Origin of the sequence: Nonomuraea aurantiaca, assembly GCF_020215705.1 — a bacterium.
Classification (GTDB): Bacteria; Actinomycetota; Actinomycetes; order Streptosporangiales; family Streptosporangiaceae; genus Nonomuraea; species Nonomuraea aurantiaca.
Genome location: NZ_JAIWNB010000002.1, coordinates 764,768 through 789,851, shown reverse-complemented (window position 1 = coordinate 789,851; position 25,084 = coordinate 764,768). Strand labels below are relative to the sequence as shown.

The 25,084-nt window shown below is 67.8% G+C and carries 25 protein-coding genes and 1 pseudogene; 4 read left to right on the top strand and 22 right to left on the bottom strand.

The features are described 5' to 3' along the window. Positions 1-105: 105 nt before the first annotated feature. The 8 genes and pseudogenes from LDL49_RS09220 to LDL49_RS09185 all read right to left on the bottom strand — a co-directional run. Positions 106-972 (bottom strand): tyrosine recombinase XerC, encoded by an 867-nt coding sequence (locus LDL49_RS09220; protein WP_308016098.1) that lies wholly within the window; start codon positions 970-972, stop codon positions 106-108. Positions 973-1,738: 766 nt separating this feature from the next. Next, positions 1,739-1,924 (bottom strand): hypothetical protein, encoded by a 186-nt coding sequence (locus LDL49_RS09215; protein ID WP_225290514.1) that lies wholly within the window; start codon positions 1,922-1,924, stop codon positions 1,739-1,741. Between the two features lie 532 nt (positions 1,925-2,456). Further along, positions 2,457-4,019 (bottom strand): cellulase family glycosylhydrolase, encoded by a 1,563-nt coding sequence (locus LDL49_RS09210; protein ID WP_225290513.1) that lies wholly within the window; start codon positions 4,017-4,019, stop codon positions 2,457-2,459. Positions 4,020-4,096: 77 nt separating this feature from the next. Further along, on the bottom strand, positions 4,097-4,390 hold the full coding sequence (locus tag LDL49_RS09205; RefSeq protein WP_225290512.1) for a hypothetical protein: 294 nt from the start codon (positions 4,388-4,390) through the stop codon (positions 4,097-4,099). Between the two features lie 293 nt (positions 4,391-4,683). After that, positions 4,684-6,210 carry a DNA-processing protein DprA gene (dprA, locus tag LDL49_RS09200; RefSeq protein WP_225290511.1) on the bottom strand — a complete coding sequence of 509 codons (1,527 nt, stop codon included), beginning with the start codon at positions 6,208-6,210 and terminating at the stop codon, positions 4,684-4,686. A gap of 142 nt (positions 6,211-6,352) precedes the next feature. Then, on the bottom strand, positions 6,353-7,888 hold the full coding sequence (locus tag LDL49_RS09195) for a YifB family Mg chelatase-like AAA ATPase (RefSeq protein ID WP_225290510.1): 1,536 nt from the start codon (positions 7,886-7,888) through the stop codon (positions 6,353-6,355). A gap of 1 nt (position 7,889) precedes the next feature. Further along, on the bottom strand, positions 7,890-8,243 hold the full coding sequence (locus LDL49_RS09190; protein WP_225290509.1) for a YraN family protein: 354 nt from the start codon (positions 8,241-8,243) through the stop codon (positions 7,890-7,892). 370 nt (positions 8,244-8,613) lie between these two features. Beyond that, positions 8,614-8,741: pseudogene (locus LDL49_RS09185) on the bottom strand (IS5/IS1182 family transposase); the annotation flags it as partial. 554 nt (positions 8,742-9,295) lie between these two features. On the opposite strand from LDL49_RS09185, the gene LDL49_RS09180 reads away from it, so the two are divergent. Then, positions 9,296-9,949, top strand: coding sequence for a maleylpyruvate isomerase N-terminal domain-containing protein (locus LDL49_RS09180; RefSeq protein ID WP_225290602.1), 654 nt, complete (start codon positions 9,296-9,298; stop codon positions 9,947-9,949). A gap of 632 nt (positions 9,950-10,581) precedes the next feature. Here the strand turns inward: LDL49_RS09180 and LDL49_RS09175 are convergent. The 14 genes from LDL49_RS09175 to LDL49_RS09110 all read right to left on the bottom strand — a co-directional run bounded on the left by LDL49_RS09175 (position 10,582) and on the right by LDL49_RS09110 (position 21,986). Continuing rightward, positions 10,582-10,905, bottom strand: a complete 324-nt coding sequence (locus LDL49_RS09175; protein WP_026215037.1) for a DUF2469 domain-containing protein — start codon at positions 10,903-10,905, stop codon at positions 10,582-10,584. Between the two features lie 39 nt (positions 10,906-10,944). Further along, positions 10,945-11,613: a ribonuclease HII gene (locus LDL49_RS09170; RefSeq protein ID WP_225290508.1), complete on the bottom strand. Its 669-nt coding sequence runs from the start codon at positions 11,611-11,613 to the stop codon at positions 10,945-10,947. 53 nt (positions 11,614-11,666) lie between these two features. Continuing rightward, entirely contained in the window at positions 11,667-12,257 is a 591-nt protein-coding gene (lepB, locus tag LDL49_RS09165; protein WP_225290507.1) for a signal peptidase I, read from the bottom strand. Then, a complete protein-coding gene (lepB, locus tag LDL49_RS09160; RefSeq protein WP_225290506.1) occupies positions 12,257-13,117 on the bottom strand; it encodes a signal peptidase I in 861 nt (286 codons plus the stop codon). The genes lepB (LDL49_RS09165) and lepB (LDL49_RS09160) overlap by 1 nt, the downstream gene beginning before the upstream one ends. A 141-nt stretch (positions 13,118-13,258) precedes the next feature. Continuing rightward, positions 13,259-13,621 carry a 50S ribosomal protein L19 gene (rplS, locus tag LDL49_RS09155; RefSeq protein WP_214641562.1) on the bottom strand — a complete coding sequence of 121 codons (363 nt, stop codon included), beginning with the start codon at positions 13,619-13,621 and terminating at the stop codon, positions 13,259-13,261. 137 nt (positions 13,622-13,758) lie between these two features. Then, the gene (trmD, locus tag LDL49_RS09150; protein ID WP_225290505.1) at positions 13,759-14,565 is read right to left on the bottom strand and encodes a tRNA (guanosine(37)-N1)-methyltransferase TrmD; all 807 of its coding nucleotides are present in this window, start codon (positions 14,563-14,565) and stop codon (positions 13,759-13,761) included. Beyond that, a complete protein-coding gene (gene rimM, locus LDL49_RS09145; RefSeq protein ID WP_225290504.1) occupies positions 14,565-15,065 on the bottom strand; it encodes a ribosome maturation factor RimM in 501 nt (166 codons plus the stop codon). The genes trmD and rimM overlap by 1 nt, the downstream gene beginning before the upstream one ends. 114 nt (positions 15,066-15,179) lie before the next feature. Next, the gene (locus LDL49_RS09140; protein ID WP_020546537.1) at positions 15,180-15,425 is read right to left on the bottom strand and encodes an RNA-binding protein; all 246 of its coding nucleotides are present in this window, start codon (positions 15,423-15,425) and stop codon (positions 15,180-15,182) included. Between the two features lies 1 nt (position 15,426). Further along, positions 15,427-15,897: a 30S ribosomal protein S16 gene (gene rpsP / locus LDL49_RS09135; RefSeq protein ID WP_225290503.1), complete on the bottom strand. Its 471-nt coding sequence runs from the start codon at positions 15,895-15,897 to the stop codon at positions 15,427-15,429. Positions 15,898-16,117: 220 nt separating this feature from the next. Next, positions 16,118-17,668: a signal recognition particle protein gene (gene ffh, locus LDL49_RS09130; protein ID WP_225290502.1), complete on the bottom strand. Its 1,551-nt coding sequence runs from the start codon at positions 17,666-17,668 to the stop codon at positions 16,118-16,120. A gap of 149 nt (positions 17,669-17,817) precedes the next feature. Then, positions 17,818-18,408 carry a GTP-binding protein gene (locus LDL49_RS09125; protein ID WP_214641567.1) on the bottom strand — a complete coding sequence of 197 codons (591 nt, stop codon included), beginning with the start codon at positions 18,406-18,408 and terminating at the stop codon, positions 17,818-17,820. Further along, the gene (locus tag LDL49_RS09120) at positions 18,389-18,736 is read right to left on the bottom strand and encodes a DUF742 domain-containing protein (protein ID WP_214641717.1); all 348 of its coding nucleotides are present in this window, start codon (positions 18,734-18,736) and stop codon (positions 18,389-18,391) included. Before LDL49_RS09120 ends, LDL49_RS09125 begins: the two co-directional genes overlap by 20 nt. 65 nt (positions 18,737-18,801) lie before the next feature. Further along, complete coding sequence (locus LDL49_RS09115; protein ID WP_214641568.1) at positions 18,802-19,224, bottom strand: roadblock/LC7 domain-containing protein; 423 nt, start codon at positions 19,222-19,224, stop codon at positions 18,802-18,804. Further along, a complete protein-coding gene (locus tag LDL49_RS09110; RefSeq protein WP_225290501.1) occupies positions 19,221-21,986 on the bottom strand; it encodes a sensor histidine kinase in 2,766 nt (921 codons plus the stop codon). The genes LDL49_RS09115 and LDL49_RS09110 overlap by 4 nt, the downstream gene beginning before the upstream one ends. Positions 21,987-22,548: 562 nt before the next feature. Between LDL49_RS09110 and LDL49_RS09105 the strand changes: the two genes are divergently transcribed. From LDL49_RS09105 to LDL49_RS09095, 3 genes are read left to right on the top strand one after another with little or no spacing between them, the layout of a single operon-like run. Then, positions 22,549-23,496: an ABC transporter substrate-binding protein gene (locus LDL49_RS09105; RefSeq protein ID WP_225290500.1), complete on the top strand. Its 948-nt coding sequence runs from the start codon at positions 22,549-22,551 to the stop codon at positions 23,494-23,496. Then, the gene (locus LDL49_RS09100; protein WP_225290499.1) at positions 23,493-24,302 is read left to right on the top strand and encodes an ABC transporter permease; all 810 of its coding nucleotides are present in this window, start codon (positions 23,493-23,495) and stop codon (positions 24,300-24,302) included. Before LDL49_RS09105 ends, LDL49_RS09100 begins: the two co-directional genes overlap by 4 nt. Beyond that, positions 24,299-25,075 carry an ABC transporter permease gene (locus LDL49_RS09095; RefSeq protein ID WP_225290498.1) on the top strand — a complete coding sequence of 259 codons (777 nt, stop codon included), beginning with the start codon at positions 24,299-24,301 and terminating at the stop codon, positions 25,073-25,075. Before LDL49_RS09100 ends, LDL49_RS09095 begins: the two co-directional genes overlap by 4 nt. Positions 25,076-25,084 lie beyond the last annotated feature (9 nt).

Sequence of the window (25,084 nt, the reverse complement as noted above, 5' to 3'; positions counted from 1 at the left end):
CTTCCCACGGCACGGGCTCGGGCTGGAGTCGGTGGGACTCACCTGTGGCGAGAAATGGGGGGCGTGGCCATTGGCACCATCGCTGGATCCCGAACCGATGTCCGGTCACGCCCTGGGGTGTGCCTGGCGGTATGCCGTGCGGAGGCGCTCGATCGAGACGTGCGTGTAGATCTGGGTGGTGTGCAGCGATGCGTGTCCGAGAAGTTCCTGGACGCTGCGCAGGTCGGCACCGCCTTCGAGCAGGTGCGTCGCCGCGGTGTGTCGCAGCCCGTGCGGGCCCATGTCCGGTGCTCCCTCGACCTCACGCAAGCGAGCGTGCACCACCCGGCGCACCGTGCCCGCGTCGATCCGCCCGCCTCGTACCCCCAGAAACACCGCCGTCCCCGAGCCCGCGCGGATCCACCGGGGGCGTCCGTGCACGCACCATCTGTCCAGGGCACGGAGGGCGGGCAATCCGAACGGCACCGACCGCTCCTTGCGGCCCTTGCCCAGCACTCTGATGACGTGCCGATCCCGATCGACATCGTCGACGTCCAGCGCGCACAGCTCACTCACCCGCACACCCGTGGCGTAAAGCAGCTCCAGGATGGCCTGATCCCGTAGTTCCTTGGGCTCTCCGTCCGACGGCACTTCAAGGGCGGCCTGAGCCTGCTCCTGATCGAGTACGGCAGGCAACGGGCGCGGAGCTTTGGCACTGCCCAACAGCAGGCCGGGGTCGTCCGGCAACCAGCCTCTGCGATGGCAGTAGGCCGTGAAGGTACGTACGCAGGCGGTCCTGCGCGCCAGCGTCGCCCTCGCCTTACCGTTGGCATGCTGCTCGGCCAGCCATTCGCGCAACGTACTGATATCGAGGCCGTCAAGCCGACCGTCCAGGTGCTCGAGCAGAGCCGTGACGTCAGAGAGATAAGCACGCACGGTATGCGGGGACAGGTCTCTTTCGAACCGCAAGTACCTGCCGAATTCGGCTGTCACCTCATCCGCCCCCAGCCGCCCGTCGGCCACAAGCGCCTCCCTTCTCACAGACGCCGACCGCCGGGGCCGCGCACAAGGCGGTCGACAGTCCACGGCCGGGCTTCTACCCGTATATCGGCCTACCGTCGCCTCGTTTCTTTCACCTTTACACATTGATCCACGACCACAAGCCGGTCGATGGGTGGTGTCTCGTTGGTCGTGGATCGATGACGGCTCGCAGAGTGGCGTGGTTTCTCGGCCACTCGAACCCGATCATCCCTGGCAGAAGCCAAGCCAGGCAACGAACTCGTGGATCCCCCTCTTGGTGGGACGCCACCCGCCCTCCTGGCCGGAAGCGGCACAGATCGCGGTGCCCGCGCCCGCTGGGCCCACTCTCGATGATCCCTTGCTCGCGGCAGCGCCTCCTCCGTGGAGGGATGAGCAACCCCATGCTCCCCCAGCGGCTGTCAGTGGCATCTACGCCGGCCGTCCGCCAGCCCCGGCCAGAGATCTTGGCAAAGGAGCTCGACCATCGCTGTGGGATTCATGCGGCGGCTGGAGGTAGGTTCCGCAGCCAGGTCATCATGGGGGCAGAGCGGCCGTAGTAAGGATTCACCGGGCCGTCGAACGTCGGCGGCAAGGCGTCGAGAGGGAGGTGGCCGGCCAACTCGGGCAGGTGGCCGCGCAGGACGCCGGTGAGCGGGCGGAGCCGATCCTAGGGCGGGAGCGCCGGGGCGACGTCCCGAAGCGCGTCGAGCACCGGGCCGTACGGGAGCGGCTCGCGCATCTAGTGGCGGTGGCCGAGCACCACGATTCGCCCGCTTTTACGCAGGGGGTCGATGTCCGCTCTGACGAGCCTGGTCCTGCCGATGCCCACCTCGCCCGGCACCTGAATGACGGAGGGAGGCTCCGCGATGGCGCCGGGCAATTGAGTGTCGCGCCCGACCAATGCGGGAGAAGCCGCGCTTGCCATCGGGGGCTCCGTAGCAGTGCAGATTTACTCCCTTTTGTCGGAATCCGCTGTCCACTACGTGCGACCCGTGGTCAATTCTCCTTCCCGCTGTAGGGGTTGCCGTCCCTTTGGGGAGAGGGAGTGCCGAGGGCTTCCCGGGGGGGGAGGCGCGTTGGGGGCCACTGTCCTTGGGGGGCCGATGGGGTTGCCGTCCCGGGGGGAGGCGCGTTGGGGGCCACTGTCCTTGGGGGCCGATGGGGTTGCCGTCCCTTGGGGGCGTTGGAGTTCGCCGTTCTTGGGAGAGGGCCGATGGGGTGCTGTCCTTTGGGGAGGGAAGGCGAGCGCCCGCCCCGCGGTGCTCGATCGTGGATCGCGGGGCGGGCGCTCGTTCGGGGGGCCGCGGGCGGGAGCGCGCGCCCACGACGGCGGGAGGGTCAATGGCGGGAGGGTCAGGAGCTCGCGACGGTCGTAGGGAACGGCAGCCCTTGACGGTGGGAAGAGTCGGGGTGCCGTGACAGTGGGGAAGAGCGGGAGTTCGGGACGGTGGGAAGGGTCAGGAGCAGGTGGCGTTGGTGGGCTGGGCGGCCGGGCCGTTGGCGGTGAAGCCGACAGCGACCGAGGCGCCCGGGGCGAGGTTCTTGGCGTAGTCGGGGCCCTTGGCGGTCCACGTGGTGCCCGACTGGGTCACGACCGCGTTCCAGCCGTTGACCAGCGTCACCCCAGACGGGAGCGTCCAGGTGGCGGTCCAGTCGCTGATCGTGCCGGTGCCGGTGTTCTTCACCGTCAGCTCACCCTGGAAGCCGCCCTGCCAGGAGTTCGTCTGCTTGTACGTCGCCGTGCACTGCCCAGGAGGGTTGGGGGTGGGCGTATCGGAGGGCTGCCCGGTGCCGCCGGTCGGCGGGATCAGGTATGGCTGGAGGATGGCCTGCTTGGCCTGGTTGACGGTGGTCCAGTCGTCGTTGAGGATGCCCCCGGTGTCACCGGAGTTCGGGTTCCACGACCAGTAGGTGAACGACATCCCGTTCACCCCGCTACCCGTGTACTTAAGGAGCTCCTGCAGCCAGATCTTGTCCACGTTCGCGGCCAGAGTGGTGCCGAACTCGCCGATCATGATCGGCGCGATGTTCTGCTTGTACAGGTAGCCCCAGTACTTGTCCCAGATGGCCGGCAGGTTGGCGGGGTAGTCGGGGACGTCGAACCAGGTCTGGTGGTAAACCGAGGTCGCGTAGTCGTGGGGCGAGTAGATCAGGCGGTTGGCCACGTTGAGCCGTACCGGATATTGGCCCGCCTTCGACAGGTTCCCGCCCCACCAGCCGCAGTCCTCGTCGTTGCTGGGATCGCCGTCCCACACGTTGGACAGGCCGCCGCTCGGGCAGCTCACGCCCTCCACGAAGATCAGCCAGTTGGGGTTGACCGACAGGACCGCGTTGCCGGCCCGCTCGGCGGCCAGCCGCCAGTCGCGGGCCTGGTCGCCGCAGCCCCAGCAGGAGCCGGTCGCGTTGGGGTTGGTGCCCTCGGCGTGCGGCTCGTTGTGCAGGTCGGCGCCGATGACGGTGGGGTTGTTCGCGTAGTGCTGGGCCAGCGCCTTCCAGTCGTTGATCCAGGTGCTCTCCGGCGTGGCGGGGACATACCAGAGCGCGGACTGGCCCGCGGCGGTCGGGCGGTGGCGGTCGAGGATGATCCGCATGCCCTTGCCGCCCGCGTACGCGATGATCTTGTCCAGGATCTGCAGCGGCGACAGGCCGATCAGGTCGGGGTTGACGTAGTCGTTGATGCCGGTGGCCGTGGCGCCGGGCTTGAGCGCGTCGTTGGAGTACGGCACGCGGATCGTGTTGTAGCCCAGCGAGGCCATCTTGTCGATGTGGCCCTTCCAGGGAGTGCTCGACCACAGGCCGTGGAAGGTCCGGTTGTCGGTCTCCATGCCGAACCAGTTGAGGCCGGTCAGGCGCACGGTCGCGCCCGTGCTGTCAACGATCTTGTTTCCGCTGGTGTGCAGATAACCGGTGCCCGTGCCGGCGGCTGCGCCTGCCGGGGCGACGGTGGTCACCGCGACAGCGACTGCCGCTCCGGCCACCAGTGTGGCCAGGGCTGCTGTCATCGCCTTGGACAAGTGCATGGGGGTGCCTTTCGGAGAGGGAGAACGCGGCGTCATGCTCGGCTGCCGTCTTCACGCTCGTCAACGCATCGTGGGTTCTATGGCTGTGACCAGGCAGAATGCTTGAAAGTTTCACTGGCAGACTGGCGCTCGGGAGCGGGGAACAACCGGCGTATGCCCGCGGCCACCCAGATCGTGCCGATCACGGCGTACACGGCCAGCAGCGCGGCGCTCGGCGAGCCGAGGACCACGGACGCGACGATCGCGACCACGAGCAGACCACGGATGGCGACGATCGCGACCACGAGCAGCCCCGGTCCAGCCGTACAGCACGCGGCGCCCGCGGGCCGAGCCCGTGTACGTGGCAACGGATGGGCGACGATGTCGTGCATGTCACGGGCCAGCTGCTCGCGTTCGAACAGCTTGATGGCGCGCGGATCGCGCAGGAGTTCGACGGCTGGGCGCCGGAGCTCACCGCGCTGATCACCGGCAGTGACACCGCGCCGCCCCTTCGCCCCTTCGCCCCTTCGCCCCTTCGCCCCTTCGCCCCTTCGCCCCTTCGCCCCTTCGCCCCTTCGCCCCTTCGCCCCTTCGCCCCTTCGCCCCTTCGCCCCTTCGCCGGGCAGTATCGCTTACGGTCATGGGCGGCTCGTCAGCACATGGGTGCGGACTGCTCGCGGGGAGTTCACGGATCGTCGGGTGAAGGTGGGAGATCGTCGTCATCGGTTAGGTCTGAGGGGTACTGCCTTGGGGGTGCTGTTTCGTCGGCTTTCATGTACGTCCTTGATGGCGTTTTGCGGGTGCGCCAGCCCTTGGCCACTCGTTCTATGTAGCCTGCGGCGGCCAGGCCGCCCAGTGCGCTCAGAGCCGTGTCCAGGGAGACTCCGGCGGCTACGGCGATGGAGGCGGGGCCTGCGGCGCCGCGTGTGGGGATGGCGTCGAGGACCCGGCTGGTCGTCTCGCTCAGCGTGTCTCGTGGGACGACCGGGCCACGAGCCTGGGGGGCTAGGTCGTCGCCTATCGCACCGACCAGTTCGATCACTTCCTTGGGTGAGGTGACGCAGACGGCCTTGCGTTCGCGAAGGAGGCGGTGGCAGCCGGCCGACATGGTGGAGGTGATCGGGCCAGGCACGGCCGCCAAGTGGCGTTGGAGTGACAAAGCGTGACCGGCTGTGTTGAGCGCGCCGCTGCGGAGTGCCGCTTCCACCACGACGGTGCCTCGTGACAAGGCGGCGATCAAGCGGTTTCTGATGAGGAAGCGCGCACGGGTGGGGTGTACGCCGGGAGGGCACTCGCTGACCACAACGCCCTGGTCGCGGGCGGCGGCGAACAGTTCGTGATGTCCGGTCGGGTAGCTGACGTCGACGCCGCAGGCCAGGACGACGACCGTCGGAGAGTCGGCGGCCAGACTGCCGCGGTGGGCCGCGCCGTCGATCCCGAACGCACCACCGGAGACCACTGTCCAGCCGGAATCGCTGAATCCCACGGCGAACTGCGCCGCGACGTGCACACCGTACGCCGTGGCAGCCCGTGCGCCGACGACGGCGATCGATCGCAGGCAGGAGAAGCGCAGGTCGGCCGAGCCGTGGAGCCACAGGCCAAGAGGGCGGCGCGACCCGAGTTGGTCCAGCTGAGTAGGCCATTCTGGGCTACCGGGGATGATGAATCTGGCGCCGCTTCGTTCGCCGTTGGCGAGGTCGGCTGCGGGATCGGCCGACTCCAGACGGGCGCGCCAGGCGCGTAGTCGCTGGGTGAGCTCTGTTATGCGGCGCTCTGTGAGAGCTGTGCCGAGTGGCTGGCCGGGGCCTGGGACGTGCTGCTGAGTGGAGTCGAAGATCCCTTGCCGGGTGAGGGTCGTCGTTCCGCATTGTCCCCCGGAGGCTGTGGTCTGCCTCTGGGGGGAATTGTCTCCGTGTTCCCGGCTTGGGTCATTTAGCTGACGTTGAGTGAGGTCGGCTGCGATGTGCTGCCACGTTGGGTCCGCGCTGTGCTGCTGAGTGGAGTCCGAAAGGTGTTGCCGGGTGGGGTCTGCCAATTGGTGCTGGGTGGGGTCCGGGACGTGCTGCCGGTTGGGGTTCGCCAGTCGGTGTTGGGTGGGGTCGGGGATGCGGTGCTCTTGGGTTTCCTGGGCGATGAAATCGGGCGGGAGGGTCTCCGTGCGTACAGCGTCGATCGCTGCCTCGGCGCCGCAGCAGGCGACGAGGCGACCCATCGTCGGGTCTCCAGCGTCGGCTACACGCATGAGGGCGGCTCTCGCCTCCACTTCTGCTCTCGTCATCGACGCTCCTGAGGGGTGGGAATGTGGACTTCGGGCGCGCGGGGCCCCGGTGGTGGCTGTGCGGCGGGGCAAGAGGTCATGTGTTCACTCCCAGCCACAAGGCGAGGGCCGTCGACGTTTCCGTGTCCTCGGGGCGGGGTTTGCCTGCCAAGTCCGTAAGAGTCCACGCGACTCGTAGGACGCGATCGAGGCCGCGGGCGCTGAGGGTGCCCGAGTCGAGGGCGGTCGTCATGCACTTCATGGCGGCGTCTGACGGGCGGTAGTCGGCGTGGAGGGCGGCGGACGGGATTTCGGCGTTCGTGCGCCAAGCGGTGCCGGCCAGGCGTTTGGCTGCTCGTTGGCGGGCTGCCAGGACGCGTTCGGCCACGGTCTTGCTCGGTTCGACGAACTGGCGGTCGGCCATGAGCTCGCGTCTGGACGTACGGGCGACTGTGACCTTCATGTCCACGCGGTCGAGAAGCGGGCCGGACAATCTGGCCAGGTAGCGGCGTCTCATCGTGGGTGAGCACTGGCAGCTTTCCCCTTGGTCCTGGGGCTGGGCGCAGGGGCAGGGGTTGGCGGCGAGGACGAGCATGAAGCGGGCCGGGAAGGTGACGGAGCCTGCTGCTCTGCATACCGTCACGCGCCCGGCCTCCAGGGGCTGGCGGAGGGAGTCGAGGATGTGGCGGGGGAATTCGGGGGCTTCATCCATGAACAAGACTCCCCGGTGGGCGAGGGAGACCGCGCCGGGGCGTATGACCGTGCTGCCGCCGCCGATGATGGCCGCTGCCGTGGCGGTGTGGTGGGGGCTGACGAACGGCGGTCTGCTCAGCATCGGGCTGCTGGCCGGCAGTATGCCTGCCACCGAGTGGATGGCCGTCACCTCGAGCGCGTGGTCCAGCTCGAGGTCGGGGAGGAGTGTGGGCAGGCGTTCGGCGAGCAAGGTCTTGCCTGTGCCGGGTGGGCCGAGCATCCAGAGGTTGTGGCCTCCTGCCGCGCATATCTCGAGTGCTCGGCGGGCGACCGGCTGGCCGGCCACGTCGGACAGGTCGACGGCGGGCTGGATGGTCGGCCGCGGCGGCTCTGGAGCGTCCTGGATGTGCCACTCGGGCAGGTCGTCTCCCCTTCGTAGCCACTCCACCAACTGGCGCAGGTCGGTGAACGGAGCCACCTTGACGTCGGGCACCAGCGCCGCTTCCGCCGAGTTGGCGGCGGGGACGACCACCGTGACGTCTCCGTGCTCGGCCGCGCCCAGCACCGACGGGAGAACGCCACGCACGGGTCTCAGGCGTCCGTCGAGGCCGAGTTCGCCGAGGAAGAACGGCTCCGCGACCCGGTCGGCGGGGACCACTCCCGCGGCGCCCAGGATTGCCACGGCTATAGCGAGATCGAACTGGCTGCCACGCTTGGGGAGGCTCGCAGGGAAGAGGCTTACTGTTATGCGAGCATCGGGCCAGGGGAAATGGCTGTTGACCATCGCCGATCTGACCCGTTCTCTGGCCTCGCTGAGCGCCATGTCCGGCAGGCCGATGAGGTGGATCCCCGCCAAGCCGTTGCCCACGTCGGCTTCCACTTCCACGCTGCGGCCTTTGACGCCGACCAGGGCCACGCTGCGGGTCCTCGCGACTGCCATCTCAGATCGCCCCCCGTACGTGCTGCAGGGAGTAGTCGCCGGCGAAACGCTCCAGGGCGATCACGTCGATTCTGACCGTCTCGAAGGCGCGGGGCTGGGTGGTGAGCCATTTGGCGGCCAGCATGCGGAGCTTGGCCAGTTTGGCCGGTCGTACCGACTCCAGGGCTGTGCCGTGTGATCGGCTGGATCTGGTCTTGACCTCTACCACGACCAGGTTGGGGCCGTCCTCGGCGATGACGTCGATCTCGCCGTGGCGGCAGCGCCAGTTGCGTTCGATGATGGTCATTCCCTCGGCTTCCAGGTAGTTGACGGCGAGTTGCTCGCCGTGTTTGCCGAGGTCGTTCCTCGCGGCCATGTGGCACCTCCGGGCCCTGACTTTCGCGTATCGGGGGTGGGTGATTCGGGCCGAGCGAGGTTCTGTGGACAGAGGTCGTGTTGGGTGCGGGGGTTGTGGATAAGTCGAGAGGGGCTCGGGCGCGTCCAACGCCGTGCGCTGAGTGAGGTGCGCGGCCGCTCCGGGTGGCTCGCCGGGTGATCCACCCGTCCTGAGTGAGCCGACCTGGTGATCCATCCAACCTGAGTGAAACAGCCTGGTGATCCATCCGACCTGGGTGAATCGGCCTGAGCGACTCCCCCGCCCCGAGTACCTGTGGCAGGTGCAGGTCGCCTGGAGCGAGTGCGGGTGACCGCCTTGGGAGGTGCGGGTGGCGTGAGCCTCCGCCAACTTATTTGGCGATTGACGTCATGCGGTTGGCACTGCATCGGATCTGCGGAAGATCCGCCAGGACTTCAAGTAGGCGACGCCGCGTTCGACCGGTGCCCGTGCCGTGGCCAGGGCTCGGTTGACGGTCTTCAGGCCACGGCTGGGACGGCAAGTTCAGGGCCATGCTTTCATGCTGGCTCGGTGAACTGAGGGCGCCGCAGGCACGGGCAGGCAGTACGTCTACCGGGTCTGCCGCAAGGAAACGGACACACCCAACCGAACTGCGTACCTCATCGCGCGGACTGGCCCAACAGACGATCTACTCCTCAAGCATGCGCCCCCTACCAGCGTGAGCATCCCGGAGGCCGGTCACACCAGCGCTTTGACCTGCTACTTCAAGTTGGCGGAGGCTCCGTGGCGGACGCTCTGTGGCAGGTGCACGTGACCGTGGGAGGGTGCGGATACGGGTGATCTGTGGCGGACGGCCCATAACCGGATGCGTATGACCGTGAAAGGTGCGGGTGACCGGCCCGTGGCAGGTGTGCGTAATCAGGTGCGGGTGACCGTGGCGAGTGCGACCGTGGCGGGTGAGCTGCGCTTGTTAATGCGAGAGGCCGCCGAGACAAGCGACCAACCGTCTGGGTACGTGAACCGGGCGTTCGAATAGCTTGTACGCCGTTCCGGTTCGGCATTACCGTGCCGCAGTGGATCTCTTCTCACGCTCCTGGACGGCGTTGCTCACGGCGGTCGCTGAAATCTCGGATGAGGACTTTGAGCGGCCGTCCGGTTGTGTCGGCTGGCTCGTTCGAGACCTGGTGTGCCATCTGGTCATCGACGCCCAGGACGTACTGATCACGCTGGTGACGCCGGCCGAAACCGAACCGACCGTGGACGCGGTCACCTACTGGAACCTCGTCGAACCTCCGACCGGCGAGGACCCGCTTGATGCGCTGGTCCCTCGGCTGGCCGCCGCATACGGCGAGCCGCGGTGGCTCAAGTTCCACCTCGACGACGTCGGTTCCGCCGCTGGCCGCGCCGCCGAACTCGCTGAGCCCGCTGTTCGTGTCAGCACCCGCGACGAGGTGCTGACCGTCGGCGACTATCTGTCCGCGTACGTGCTCGAATGGACCTTGCACCACCTCGACCTGATCGCGCATCTTCCGTCGGCCGCCGAGCCGCCCGCCGAGACCCTCGTGGCGGCACGCGCGTCGCTGGAGAAGATCGGCGGGGCCGTGTTTCCCGCCTCGTTCTCTGACAAGGACGCGCTGCTGATCGGCACTGGACGTCGTGCACCGACCGATGCGGAGAAGGCCGCGCTGGGCGATTTCGCCGCGAAGCTCCCGCTTGTCCTCGGCTAGCGATTCACTGTGGGTCTACGGGCCGTGGGGGTCTACGGGCCCTGAGGGGGATACGGGCCATCGGGATACGGGCCTGGAGAGGGCGACGGGGATGGCCCGGTAGGCGGCTGTGCTTGGCCTATGGAGGGCTGGCGCCGTGGCGGGTGGCCGCATTGGGAAGCTCGCGAGTGGCTATGTGAAAGGGACCCGGGCAGGGGGCCGTGCGGCTGCGGGGCTCGGCGACTGGCTGCGGGCAGGCCCCGGGGCGTGGCTGTGGGTCGGCCCGGGGAATGAGCCATAACAGCCAGACGATTGGTCACGGGCAAGCGTGCAGGAACCGGGGTAACCGGCCCCCGAGTGAGTGAGCGGCCCAGCGGGCGGGCGGCCGAGCAGGCAGGTCGTCGAGCAGGTAGATGGCCATGCTGGCCCATGGGCAGCCCCTCAGGGCCGGCCTGGACTGTCCCCAGGGGCTGGCAGGGCCGGAGGGCCGGCAGGAGCATGGCCGCGAGCGCCGCCCCCAGCAGGCACCGCCCTCCCACCGGACAGCCGCCCCCGACAGCACCGCCCGTCCACCGGACGCCGCACCCAGGTAGGCACGCAAGGCAGGCACCGCCCCAACAAGCCGAGCCACCCCGAATGCCCTCAAAAAGCGCCTACCCCGAGAACCCCTCCTTCGGCATCTCCAGGTCGGCCTTGGCCAGTTCTTCGACGTTGACGTCCTTGAACGTGACCACCCGTACATTCTTCACAAACCGCGCCGGCCGGTACATATCCCAAACCCAAGCATCCTGCATCTTCACATCGAAGAACACGTCCCCGTTCTCCGCGGTCCGGACGTCGAGGTCTACCGAGTTGGTCAGGTAGAAGCGCCGCTCCGTCTCCACGACATACGTAAACAGCCCGACGACATCGCGGTATTCGCGGTAAAGCTGCAGCTCCATCTCGGTTTCGTACTTTTCGAGATCCTCTGCGCTCATCGCGGTCCTCCTGTCGTACCGGTCTTCCGGTTCGCCTGGTCAGGCAACCCCGGCCCCCATTTCATTTTCCCCCATCTCCCTGGCCACCGTGACGAAGGAGTAACGGTGGTGGGAGCACGGCCCGTTCGTCTCCAGCGCCAGCCGATGCCCTGGAGTGACGTACCCCTTGTGCTCAGCGAAGCCGTAGCCCGGGAATTCGGCGTCCAGTTCGATCATCATGCGGTCCCTGGTCACCTTGGCCACGATCGAGGCCGCCGCCACGCAGGCGGCCACCTGGTCCCCCTTCCACACCGCCAGCGAAGGCGCCGGCAGGCCCGGGACGGGGAAGCCGTCCGTGAGGATGTACCCCGGGTCACAGGTCAACCGCGCGACGGCCCGGCGCATTCCGGCCACGTTGCTCTTGTGCAGCCCCCGCGCGTCGATCTCCGCCGGGGGAATGACGACGATCCCGACGTACGCCGAGTCCATGATCAGGTCATAGAGCCGTTCTCGTACGGCCGGGACCAGCAGTTTCGAGTCGTTGAGCCCTTCGATCGGCCTGCGGAGGATGGCCGCGGCGACCACCAGCGGACCGGCGCAGGCCCCCCGGCCTGCTTCGTCGACCCCGGCGATCGGGGTCAGGCCACGGCGGGCCAGTGCCCGCTCATAGGCATAGAGTCCGGAATCACGCCGGACAACGCTGGGCCGAGGGCGGAACGCAACTGTCATGACAAGAGGCAGCGTACGCCCCAATCGCCGCAAACCGCGACCGGAAGCCGCCTCTATTTGACCTTGGCGAAGGTGTCAGGGTGCATGAAGATCATGCCTCGCGACAGCGGCCAGTAGCGCATGACGGCCTTGCCGACCACCGCGTCCTCTGAGATGAACCCGCCCCCGGGCTCCTCGACGTGGCTGCGCGAGTCGGCGGAGGCGCTGCGGTGGTCGCCCATCAGCCACAGCTTGCCCGGCGGCACGGTGTACTTGAACGTGTCGCCCGATGGGAAGTCGCCCGGATAGAGGTAGGACTCCTCGTCCAGCGCCGTGCCGTTGACCATCACCCGCTTCTTGGCGTCGCAGCAGGCCACCTTGTCACCGCCGATGCCGATGACCCGCTTGATGGTGTCCTCGCCGTTCCAGCCCTTGAACACGATGATGTCGCCGCGTTCGGGCTTGCCCGAGAGCTTGTTGACGAACACCCGGTCGTTGATCAGCAGGGTGTTCTCCATCGACTCCGACGGGATGTAGAAGGATCCGATGACGTACGCCTGCAACAGCAGCGCGATGCCGACGCCGAGGATCAGCAGCAGGATCGTCTCGCGGAAGCCGCCCTTTTTCTTCTTCTCCCCTGCCGCCGCCTTCTTGGTGAAGGACATCAGGGCCTCCTGCTTCGCCGGCGCCGACGGATCAGCACCAAGGGTAGGGCTCCCGCGAACCCGGCGACCAGCGGGACGGAGCCGCCCAGCGCCTGCAACGCCGGCTGCGCGAACGTGTCGGGGATGGGCAGCGTGGTCGCCCTGTTGAACGGCCACACGATGACGAACGCCCGCCCGACCACCTGGCCTACGGGAATCGAGCCGCCGCCCGGGTCACCCTGGTGCGAGCGCGAGTCGAGCGACACCGAGCGGTGGTCGCCCATCACCCACAGCCGCCCCTCAGGCACCTTGATGTCGAAGAACTTGTCGGAGGGCACATTGCCCGGATAGAGATAGCCGCCCTCGTCGATCGCCACGCCGTTGACCGTGATGCGCCCCTTGGGGTCGCAGCACTTGACATGGTCGCCGCCGACGCCGATGACCCGCTTGATGTAGTCCTTCTCGCCGGGCACCACGCCGAACGCGGTGCCGACCCAGCGGAAGAACGCCGCGACCGGGTTGGAGGGCTCCTCCATCTCGAACTCGCCGTCCCAGGAGTCGACGCCCGAGAACACCACCACGTCGCCGCGCTCGATGTCACGCGTGTGGTAGACCATCTTGTTCACCAGGACCCGGTCGTTCTTCAGGAGAGTGTTCTCCATCGACTCCGACGGGATGTAGAAGGCCTGGATCACGAACGTCTTGATGATCAAGGCCAACACCAGCGCCACGACGACCAGGACGGGAAGTTCTTTCCAGAACGATCCCTTTTTGTCCTTCTTGCCGCCCTTTGCTGGCTTCTCAGTATCTTCGGCGACCACGTCCACCTCGTCCTTGACAGGGCGGCGCGACGCGCCGTGCTCCTGGCTCTCGCTAGTCATCGCTGACGAGCCTAGATGATGCGTCGGCTCGACAAGTCTCGACCGACGTTACACCCGCGCCCGAGTCGCTCCACATAAAGGAAATGCCCCTGCAAAGCCGAATGGCCCGCGCAGGACGCGGGCCATTCGGAAAGGTCTGTGTCACTTGGCGGGCACGGCCTCGCGCTTCTCGCGGATCCGGGCGGCCTTGCCGCGCAGGTCGCGCATGTAGTAAAGCTTGGCGCGACGCACGTCACCGCGGGTCACGAGCACGATCTTCTCGATGATCGGGCTGTGCACGGGGAAGGTCCGCTCGACGCCGACGCTGTAGCTGACCTTGCGGACCGTGAAGGTCTCGCGGGCGCCGCTGCCCTGCCTGCGCAGCACGAAGCCCTTGAAGACCTGGACGCGGGAGCGGTTTCCTTCGACGACGCGGACGTGAACCTCGAGCGTGTCACCGGGGCGGAAATCCGGCACGTCGCCGCGCAGGGTCGCCTTCTCGAGCTCCTGGATCTTCGTGTGCATGAGAGCTGTCCTCAAGTCCTCGCGAGCACGCGGAGGTCCACCCGGCCTGAGCTCGCGGCGGACGCGCCTGCTGATTCGATGAACCCGGGACTGTCCCCCGGGCATGGCAGACCAACCACATGATGGTCGGTAGCGATTCAGTTTGCCATATCTTCCGGCTGGAAGCGAAACGAGAGCTCCTCCAGCAGCCGCCGGTCGTGCTTGTCGAGCGTCTCGGGGTCGAGCGCCGCCGCCAGTTCGGGCCGGTTGGCGACGGTACGGCGCAGCGCCTCGTCACGCCGCCACCGCGCGACCTTCCCGTGATGGCCGGACAGGAGTACGGGCGGCACCTCGTGCCCCCGCCAGACCGGCGGCTTGGTGAAGACGGGGCCTTCGACGAGGTTGCGCATGGCTCCCGGCGCGAAGGAGTCGTCGACGGCCGAGTGGGCGTTGCCGAGCACGCCCGGCAGCAGCCTGCCGATGGCCTCCACCATCACCAGCGTCGCGACCTCGCCGCCGGCCAGCACGTAGTCGCCGATGCTGATCTCGTCGACGCGCAGGCGGGTGCCGTACTCGGCCATGACGCGCGAGTCGATGCCCTCGTAGCGCCCGCACGCGAACAGCAGCCAGGGCTCGGCCGCGAGCTCCTGAGCGAGTTCCTGGGTGAACGGCCGGCCGCTCGGCGTGGGGACGATCAGGCGCGGCGATCCACCCCCGGTGACCCCGGTCGGCGAGCCGCCCTCGATCACCGCGTCGATGGCCTCGCCCCACACCTCGGGCTTCATGACCATGCCGGGTCCGCCGCCATAAGGGGTGTCGTCGACGGTCTTGTGCACGTCGTGCGCCCAGTCGCGGAGCTGGTGCACCCGGGCGTCGAGGGTGCCGCGCTCGCGGGCCTTGCCGATGAGGGAGACGTCGAGCGGCGCGAAGTATTCGGGAAAGATCGAGATGATGTCGAGCCGCATCACAGCAACCCTTCGGGCGGGTCGACGACGAGCCGGCCGCCTTCGAGATCGACCTCGGGCACCAGGGCCCTGACGAACGGGATGAGCGCGTCGTCCTGGCCGCTCCGCCGTACGACCAGGAGGTCCTGGCCGTGATGGAGCACGTCGGTGACCTCGCCGACGGCCTCGTCCGAGACGGTCACGACCGTGAGCCCGATGAGCTGGTGATCGTGGAACTCGTCGGGGTCGTCGGAGGGCACCACCTCGTCGGAGTCGATGACCAGCATCGTGCCGCGGAGCTCCTCGGCCGTGTCGCGCTGGGTCACGCCGGCGAAGGTGATCAGCAGCGCGCCCTTGTGCCAGCGGCGGCTCTCGATGACCAGCGGCCCCCTGTCGGCCGGGTCGGTGGCGATGGTCGCGCCGACGGGGAAGCGGAGCTCGGGATCGTCGGTGCGCACCTCCACGGTCACGTCGCCGCGTACTCCGTGCGGGCGGCCTATCCGACCGACGACCAGCTGCACCTGAACTCCACCTTTTCTGACGCCAACACTTCCAACGCAACCGCTTCCAACGCAAACGCTTCTAACGCCAACGCCCCCATCGGCAAGAACCGATGAGGGCGCAGGAACCTGACGCTAACGGACGGCTTCGTCCAGGTCGAGCAGATCGACCCGGACGTACTTCCCGTCGGCCAGGGCATTCACGACAGTGCGCAGCGCCTTGGCGGTGCGCCCACCGCGACCGATGACCTTGCCCAGGTCCTCGGGGTGCACCCGGACCTCCAGGACGCGCCCGCTGCGAATGCGGCGTGCGCGGACCCGGACATCGTCGGGATGTTCGACGATGCCCTTAACGAGGTGCTCGAGAGCCTCCTCGAGCACTTCAGGCCTCGCCCTCGGTCTTGGTCTCGGCGGGAGCGGCGGCAGCGGCCTCGACGGGGGCGGCCTCGGCCGTCTCGTCCTTCTTGCGAGCCTTCTTCGGCGTGGTGGCGGACGTGCCGGTGTCGCCACCGGACAGCGTCTCCTTGGCCGCGGCCTCGTAGAGGGCGTGACGGTCGGGCGCCGCCTCGGCGACCTTCATCGGCGCAGGGGCGGCCTCGCCCTTGAACTTCTGCCAGTCACCGGTCAGCTTGAGCAGCTTGAGCACCGGCTCGGTCGGCTGCGCGCCGACACCGAGCCAGTAGGCCGCGCGCTCGGCGTTGACCTCGATGCGCGAAGGGTCTTCCTTCGGGTGGTACAGGCCGATCTCTTCGATCGCCCGGCCGTCACGCTTGGTGCGGCTGTCGGCGACGACGATGCGGTACTGAGGGCTACGGATCATGCCGAGCCGCTTGAGCTTGATCTTGACTGCCACTGGTGTGGTCTCTCCTGCATTCGAGCGTGGGTGAACGGCATCACATCGAGTGGGGCACGATGGGAGTCCGCTCCAGGGACAGGCATGACTGGCGGGAGGTGAGAGGGCACCCACCTGGCCACGGTGTTCCAACATGTCATTGTGCCAGACGCACAGGACTGCGCACGACCCGCAGGCGCGGGTCGCCGCACTCTTAAACCCGGAATATCCGGAAAAGTTGCTACTTCTGGCCCGGGAGATTGAACTTGCTGGGGTCGAAGCCCGGCGGCAGCTCCATACCCGGAGGCAGCTTCCCGCCCAGGTTGCCCAGCAGACCACCCTTGGCCGGCTGCTGCGGCTCGGCGGGAGCCGAGTCGCCCTTGCCCAGAGCGGCCTTACGCGGGTCGCCGCTCACGCGCCGCCCCTTCTTGGTCTTCTTCTGAGCCTTGGCCGCCTTGCCCCGGCCGCCCGGCATGCCGGGGATGCCCATGCCCCCCGCCATCTTCTTCATCATCTTCTGGGCGTCGAAGAACCGCGTCACCAGGTTGTTGACGGCGCTCACCGTCACACCCGAGCCGGCCGCGATACGGGCGCGGCGGGAGCCGTTGATGATCTTCGGATCCTGGCGCTCGCCCGGCGTCATCGAGCGGATGATGGCCGCGATGCGGTCGAGGTCGCGGTCGTCGATGGAGTTGAGCTGGTCGCGCATCTGCCCCATGCCGGGCATCATGCCGAGCAGGTTCTTGATCGGGCCCATCTTCTGGACCATCATCATCTGCTCGAGGAAGTCCTCGAGCGTGAAGTTCTCGCCCGAGGTGAGCTTGCCCGCCATCTTGGCGGCCTGCTCCTCGTCGAAGGTCTTCTGGGCCTGCTCGATCAGGGTGAGGATGTCACCCATGTCGAGGATGCGGGAGGCCATCCGGTCGGGGTGGAAGGCGTCGAAGTCCTCGAGCTTCTCACCGGTCGACGCGAACATGATCGGCCGGCCGGTGATGTGCCTGACCGACAGCGCGGCACCGCCGCGGGCGTCGCCGTCGAGCTTGGTGAGCACCACCCCGTCGAAGCCGACGCCCTCCATGAACGCCTGGGCCGTGGTCACGGCGTCCTGGCCGATCATGGCGTCGACCACGAACAGGACCTCGTCGGGCGAGACCGCGTCGCGGATGTCGGCGGCCTGCCGCATCATCTCCTGGTCGATGCCCAGGCGGCCGGCGGTGTCGATGATGACGACGTCGTGCTGCGCGCGCTTGGCCTCGTCGATCGAGCGGCGGGCGACCCCGATCGGGTCGCCGACGCCGCTGCCGGGCTCGGGCGCGTATACGGCCACCTGCGCGCGCTCGCCCACGACCTGGAGCTGCTGCACGGCGTTGGGGCGCTGGAGGTCGGCGGCGACGAGCATGGGCGCGTGGCCCTGCTCGCGCAGCCACTTGGCGAGCTTGCCCGCCAGCGTGGTCTTACCGGCGCCCTGCAGGCCCGCGAGCATGATGACGGTCGGCGGGGTCTTGGCGTAGCGGAGCCGGCGCGTCTCGCCGCCGAGGATCTCGATCAGCTCGTCATTGACGATCTTGACGACCTGCTGCGCCGGGTTGAGCGCCTGGGAGACCTCGATGCCGCGGGCGCGCTCCTTGACCTGGGCGACGAACGCCTTGACCACCGGCAGCGCGACATCGGCCTCGAGCAGCGCGATGCGGATCTCGCGGGTGGTGGCGTCGATGTCGGCCTCAGACAGCCGACCCTTGGAGCGGAGGGAGGAGAAGACCGATGTCAGCCGGTCGGAAAGCGTCTCGAACACGTGGTAGGCCAGTCCTCGAAGCGAATGTTGGTCTAATGGTTCAGCCTATCCGCTCCGGCAGCCCTTCCAGCCTGGCTCGGCCATCCGGTCTGTCAGCATGCCCCAGACGGCGACATCCCGGACGGCGGCCCGCCAGGCGGCAGGCGAGGTCAGCTACCGCTCCAGCCCGGCACCGCCATCCGGACCGTCAGCGCGTGTTCGACCAGGTTGATGAGCGCGCTCTTGACCGAGTCCTTCGACCGGGCGTCCAGCCGCACCAGCGGGATGTGCGGCGCCAGCGTGAGAGCGTCGCGCACCTCCGCGTCACTGTGCGGGTACGACCCGTCCCACCCGTTCACGCCCACGACGAACGGCAGTTGCGCCTCTTCGAAGTAGTCGATCGCGGGGAAGCTGTCGGCCAGCCGCCGCGTGTCCACCAGCACCACCGCGCCGATCGCACCACGCACCAGGTCGTCCCACATGAACCAGAACCGGTGCTGTCCGGGCGTGCCGAACAGGTAAAGGATCAGGTCACGGTCGAGCGAGACCCGGCCGAAGTCCATCGCCACGGTCGTGGTGGACTTCAGCGGCGTCATGCCGAGGTCGTCGATGCCCGCCGAAGCGTCCGTCATGACGGCCTCGGTCGTCAGCGGCATGATCTCCGACACCGCGCCGACGAACGTCGTCTTGCCCACCCCGAACCCTCCGGCCACCACGATCTTCGTCGAGGTGAGGCCGGGGCTAGAGCCTGCGAAGTCCACTGAGCACCCTTTCGAGCAGGTTTACGTCTGGCCGTCCGGACTCCAGCGCTGGCTGGTGTACGCGTACCAGACCTTCGGCCGCCATGTCGGCGATCAGCACGCGCACCACGCCGAGCGGGATCCGCAACAGGGCCGATACCTCGGCCACCGACCGGACCTGCCGGCAGAGCTGGCTGATCGCCTGATACTCCGGCGTGATGTGGGAGAACTCCCGGTGCTCGGCCGTCGCGGACGAGACCAGGGCCTCCATCGCCAGCTTGACCCGGGGCGCGGTCCGTCCTCCTGTCACGGCGTAAGGACGGACCGGCGACGCGGGATCTGAGCTCAGCTGCGGCTGGGGTTGCGGATGGGGATCCCAGCCACCGCTGTTCCACCTTGGGTCCGTCACCTACATCACCTGGTCTGGCTGGCGCGCAGCTCTGCGCGCACCGCCGGAGTAAGTACCTGACCGGCACGATCGACCATGAGCGTCATTTGGTATGCGACCAGGCCCATGTCGCAGTCGGGCGCCGCCAGCACGGCCAGGCAGGAGCCGTCGCTGATCGACATGATCAGCATCAGCCCGCGTTGCATCTCGACGATGGTCTGGTTGACCGCGCCGCCCTCGAAGACCCTGGCCGCTCCCTGCGTCAGGCTCACCAGGCCGGACGCGATCGCGGCCAGTTGATCAGCCCGGTCCACGGGGAAGCCCGACGATGCCGCCAGCGGCAGACCGTCGGACGAGACAACGACCGCGTGGGCGACACCTGGAACGGTACTGACGAAGTCGGTTATCAACCAGTCGACTCCGCGTGCCGCGTGGCTCAGGTCGTTCATACGCCCTCCTCCCTGCTATCAACGGGCCTCGAGCCGGCGGGGTACGCCCTGCCCTCACTGATGTCGTCACGTGCCGCGCGGAAGCCCTGCTGGAAGCTGGACAGACGGCTGCGGACACGATCGGGCGAGACAGAGGGCATCGGGGCGACGCCCTTCGGCGCCGAGGCGGTGTCGGCGGAACCCGGCACGAGGTTGGCCTTGGGCACCCGCTTGGGCAGCCCGGCGGCCGTCGCGCCGTCACGTACCGGCTCGACCACGGCCGCCGCGGCGTTCCAACCGGCATCCGCCTTGGAGGAACCCCAGTTCGCGCCGCCTTCACCACCGTGCTCGAACCAGGCCGACTCCACCGAGGCGAAGATCGGCAGGTACTCGTCACCCGACGAGGGCGGGTTGACCACCGGGATGGGGCCGGTCGCCGCCGACTCCGTCTCCGGGAAGTCGTACCTCGGCCTGGGCGGCAGGCTCTGCTCCACCGGCCGGTTGCCGAAGCTCCAGTCCTGTGGCGGCTGGAACGGCGGCTGGTCGTTGGTGGGCCGCTTGGGCAGGCCGTTGTCGCTGCCCCAGCTGCCACCGCCGCCACCACTCTGGCCTCGCGACGGCACCCAGACGTCGGCGGTGTCGTAACCGCCGCTGCTGGCGCGCGGGTCGGAGGGCCAGCCGTTGACGTCGGACGGCCACTGAGGCATGGACGGCCAAGCGCCCGCGCCCGCACCGGCGGGCTCCGGGTTGGACGGGTAGGACGGGTGTCCCGGGCCCATCTGGTAGCCGCCGCCCTGCCACTGCGGAGGCGCGGGGGGCGCGGCCGCGGGAGCGGGAGCCGCGTAGGTCTCCTCGCGCACGGGCATGCCGCCCTGCGTCCCGGCGTAGGCCGGGGACTGGCTGCCGAGCAGGCTCTCGGGCACCAGGACCATGGCGGTCAGACCGCCGGAGCCGTGCGGGCGCAGCTGTACGCGGATGCCGTGCCGGTGCGCCAGCCTGGCGACCACGAACAGGCCCATGCGGCGCGACACCGAGACGTCCACGATGGGCGCGTCGGTGAGGCGCTCGTTGGCCTGGGCCAGCTCGTCCTGGGTCATGCCGATGCCGGAGTCGGTGATCGACAGCATGACGCCACCGCCGTCGATCCGGCTGCCGGAGACCGTGACGCGGGTCTCGCGGGGCGAGAACGACAGGGCGTTCTCCACCAGCTCGGCGAGCAGGTGGATGACGTCGTTGACGGCCTGGCCGGCGACGGAAACGCCGTCGGGCACCTGGAGGACGACCCGCTCGTAGTTCTCGACCTCCGACAGGGAGGCGCGGGCCACGTCGACCAGCTTGACCGGCTGACTCCAGCGGCGTGGCGGGTCCTGGCCGGCGAGAACCAGCAGGTTCTCGCTGTTACGGCGCATGCGGGTGGCCAGGTGGTCGAGCTTGAACAGGTTCGCCAGCCGGCTCTCGTCCTGCTCGCCCTGCTCCAGCCCGTCGATGAGGGTGATCTGCCGCTCGACCAGCGTCTGGCTTCTGCGGGACAGGTTGACGAACATCGCGTTGACGTTGCTTCGGAGCCGGGACTCCTCACCGGCCAGCCGGACGGCTTCGCGGTGTACCTCGTCGAAGGCCCGCGCGACTTCCCCGATCTCGTCCTCGGACATGACGCCGATCGGCTCGACCTCCATCGGGCCGCTCGCCTCGGACTCGCGCAGCTGCTGGACCGTCTCCGGCAGGCGGCGGCTGGCGATGAATAGCGCCTCCCTGCGCAGCCGGCGCAGCGGGCCGCTGAGCGAGCGCGCCATGAACGAGGTGATCACCAGCACCAGGATCAACAGGATGGCGATCGCGATCGCAATGATCATCGCGCCCTGCTGCTCCTGGCCCTGCAGGGTGCGGCTGCGCAGCAGGATCGAGTCGGAGACCTGCTGTTCGACCTTGCGCATGCCGTCGATGGCCTTGCCCACGGCCTTGAGCCAGTCCTCGCCGTCGCGCTGGAGGCCGACCTCCGGGTCGACCAGCTGGGCCCCCGAGTCCTGCAGGAACAGGGCGCGGGCCTGGATCAGCTCGGACTTGTCGACGGCCGAGCCACTGACGACGTCGTCGTACGCCTGGCGGATGTTCAGCGGCACCTGGGCCCTGAACGTCGCCAGCTCGCTGTTGCGCTGGGCGCGAGCGGCGATGAAGGAGTCGAGCTCGTCCTTGCTGAATCGCCTGGCGGCCAGCGCGGCCACCAGGAGCGCGCGCTGAGTGGAGAGGAACTGCTTGGCCCTGGACAGAGCGGCGAAGCCGGAGACGCTGTCGGCGAGCTCCTTGTCAGCGGCACCCAGGTCGATGTTGTCGTTGAGCCCGATGAAGTCGGAGATGCTCCGGTCGTACAGCTCGATGACGGAGCCGACGTTCAGTTGCGAGTCCACCGCGGTCTTGCGTGACTGGTCGAGCTCGATCAGACGGTTCTTGATGCGGATGGCCTGCGCGCGCTGGGGGCTGTCAGAAGCGGCGAGCGCGTCGACCGGGCCACGTACGCTGTCGCGAAGCTTGTTGACCGTGCTGTATTGGGCGTCGACGTCGGCCTTGCCGCTGCTCCTGCGCCCGAGGGCGACGAAGCTGGCGGTGAGGTCACGTTCGAGCTCGACCTCGTGGGCGAGCGCGGTCAGCTGGCTCGCCAAAACGGCGACCTCGTTGACCTTCTCGTACTCGGTGGCGCTGCTGATCGAGGTGGCTACGCGGAAGCCGCCGAGGACCAGGGCCGCCAAGGTGGGAATGACGACCAGAACGAGCAGCTTCGAGCGCACGCGCCAGTTGCGCAGCGCGAGGCCGCCCGTCTTCTTCGCACGCCCGGCCCGTGCTTTGGGCTTTGACTTGGCGTGAAGCGCCGCAGGAGCGGGCGCTTCAGCAGTTAAGCCGGGATCCCCACCTGCTGGGGGGAATGCGTTCCTCACTGGCCTCCGCAACCTCTCCTCTGATGGTCTGGTGCAAGAGGATCACGTCATGCATTGTGTTTGCCGTGTGACGCCGACGCACCCATGGGGCGAGAGCTTATTTGAGCACAACAACAGGAGATCGGCCAATACCGCAAAGGTCGCAGTCAACCCATCTCTTCGCATAACAGGCCAAACCCGGACAAATGCCACATCCTCCTGGTGGATGCCGGGCTGCCACCTCCTTGATTCGGACATTCATCCCAAACGTACATTGTGATCATCATTTCCGCATATATATTGGTAATTTCCAGAATCGGGGGACCATGCGCAAGAGTTAGCTGCGCTAGGGTGCGACCGTCGTCGATCACCCCCCGTTCGAAGGAGACGCGACATGAGGTTCGGTGCACTAGGGCGCACCGCCCTGATTGGACTTGTGGCCACCCTTGTCATTACGGGGTGTTCCAGCTCAGATAGCAAGACCGGAGGCGCCTCGAATGCCAACGGTCTTGAGAAGACAGACCTCCTGATCGGCGAGTACCCTGGGGCGGACGCCGCCCCGCTGTTCATCGCGATCGAGCGCGGCTTCTTCAAGGAGCAGGGCCTCAATGTCAAGACGGAGGCCATCCAGGCTCCGCAGGCCGTACTGCCCAAGCTCGCCAACGGCAGCATGGACGTGGTGCTGGGCAGCTACGCCACCATCTTGTCCATCCAGTCCCAGGGGCTGGAGAAGTTCAAGTACATCGCGGACTCCTACCAGGGAGCCGCAGGGGCCTTCGGCATCATGGTGGCGAAGAACTCGCCCATCAAGAGCGTCGGCGACCTCAAGGGCAAGAAGATCGGCGTCAACGCGCTCGTCGGCCTGGGTGTTCTCACCATGAACCCCCACCTGAAGATCGCCGGGCTCGACCCCACCAAGGACGTCAAGTACGTCGTCGTGCCGAGCACCGACTGGCTCAAGTCGCTGAAGAGCGGCGCCGTGGACGCCGTCTGGATGACCGACCCGTACGTCAGCCAGGCCAAGAACCAAGACGGCGCGACGATGCTCCTCGACACGATGTCCGGCCCCACGGACAGCCTGCCGATCACGGGCTGGGCGGCCACGGAGAAGTGGATCGGCAAGAACCCCAAGACGCTGGCCGCGTTCCAGCGGGCGATGGCGAAGGCGCAGAACGTCGCCGCCACCGACCGCAGCGCCGTGACGAAGATCCTGCCGACCTTCACCCAGATCCCGGCCGCGACCGCTGCCACGATCAACCTCGGCAACTACCCGACCTCACTGAACGCCCAGCGCATTCAGCGGGTGGCTGACCTGATGGCCGAGTACGGCTTCATCAAGAACAAGATCGACGTCTCCTCGATGATCGTTACTTCGCAGGGATGACCGCTGCCACAACACTGACGCGGGGCGGGCGTTCCACGCTCGCCCGCGCCAGGGTCGGAAAGCTCATCCGCCACGCCATCGGCGTGGCGGTTTTTCTGCTTGTCTGGGAGCTCGCCAGCAGGACCGGCCTGGTCGAGTGGCTGCCTCCGGCTTCGACCTGCCTGGCCAGGGTGATCGGCCTGGCGTTCGATCCCGAGTATCTCGCCGACCTGGGCTCCACGTTGCTCGCCGCCGTCATCGGCCTGCCGCTGGCCATCCTGCTGGCGGTCCCCGTTGGGCTGCTTCTTGGGACCGTTCCCGTCGTGGAGGAGATGACCCGGGCGATAGTCGAGTTCCTGCGTCCCATCCCCTCGGTGGCGCTGATCCCGCTCGCGCTGTTCCTGTTCCAGCCCGACATCAACGCCAAGGTCGCGCTCATCGTCTACGCCGCGTCCTGGCCGATCCTGATCAACACGCTCTACGGCGTGCGTGACGTCGACCCGCTGGCCGCGGAGACGCTGCGCTCGTTCAGCTTCGGCTCCGCGGCCGTCGTCTGGCGGGTGTCGCTGCCGAGCGCCGCGCCGTTCATCTTCACCGGCATCCGGCTGGCCGCCTCGATCACGCTCATCCTGGCCATCAGCGTGGAGTACGTCGTCGGCGGCGCCGGCGGGATCGGCGCCTTCCTCATCCAGGCGAGCACCGCCCTGGACGATTCGGCGATGGTCGACGTGATCGCCGTGCTGGTGTGGTCGGGCGCCATCGGACTGATCGTCAACACCCTGCTGCTGCGTGCCGAGCGGCGGCTGTTCAAGTGGCGGGACGCATGATCAAAACCCTGGTCAAACGGCTCTGGCTGGTGCCGGTGGCCCTCGTCGCGTGGGAGCTGATCACCAGGGCGGTGGACGACCCCTTCATGCCCCGCCCCACGGTCATCGTGGCGCGCATGTACGAGATGTGGTTCTCCGGCCCCCTCATCCTCACCGACGAGGCGGTGGACAACTTCGCCCCCAGCATCATCAGGCTGGTCGGCTCGTGGGGCGTGGCCGTGGCCCTCGGGATAGCACTCGGTGTCGCGATCGGCAGGACCGCCTGGCTGTCCGACTACATCGACCCGCTGGTGGAGTTCGCCCGGGCCGTGCCACCACCTGTGATGTTCCCCGTGTTCCTGGTGCTTTTCACCATGGGCACGCAGGTACAGGTAGCGACCATCGTCTTCGGCATCATCTGGCCGATCCTGCTGAATTCAATCGATGGCGCGCGTAACGTGGATCGTCTCCAGATTGAGACCGCGACCGTCTTCGGCGTCCCGGCGAGCCTGCGCCTGGTCCGGATCATCCTGCCCGCCGCCTCACCGAAGATCTTCGCAGGTCTGAGGCTCAGCGTCTCACTGGCGCTGATCCTCATGATCGTCTCCGAGCTCAAAGGTGCCACCGACGGCATCGGCTACCTGCTGGCCAGCGCGAGCGACCGCTCCGACATGCCCGCCCTCTGGGGAGGAGTGGTCGTGCTCGGAGTGCTCGGTTACGTACTCAACACCCTGTTCCTCATGGTCGAGCGCCGGATGCTCACGTGGCACCGTGGCGCCCGCCGTACCGCGTAGGAGGCGGAT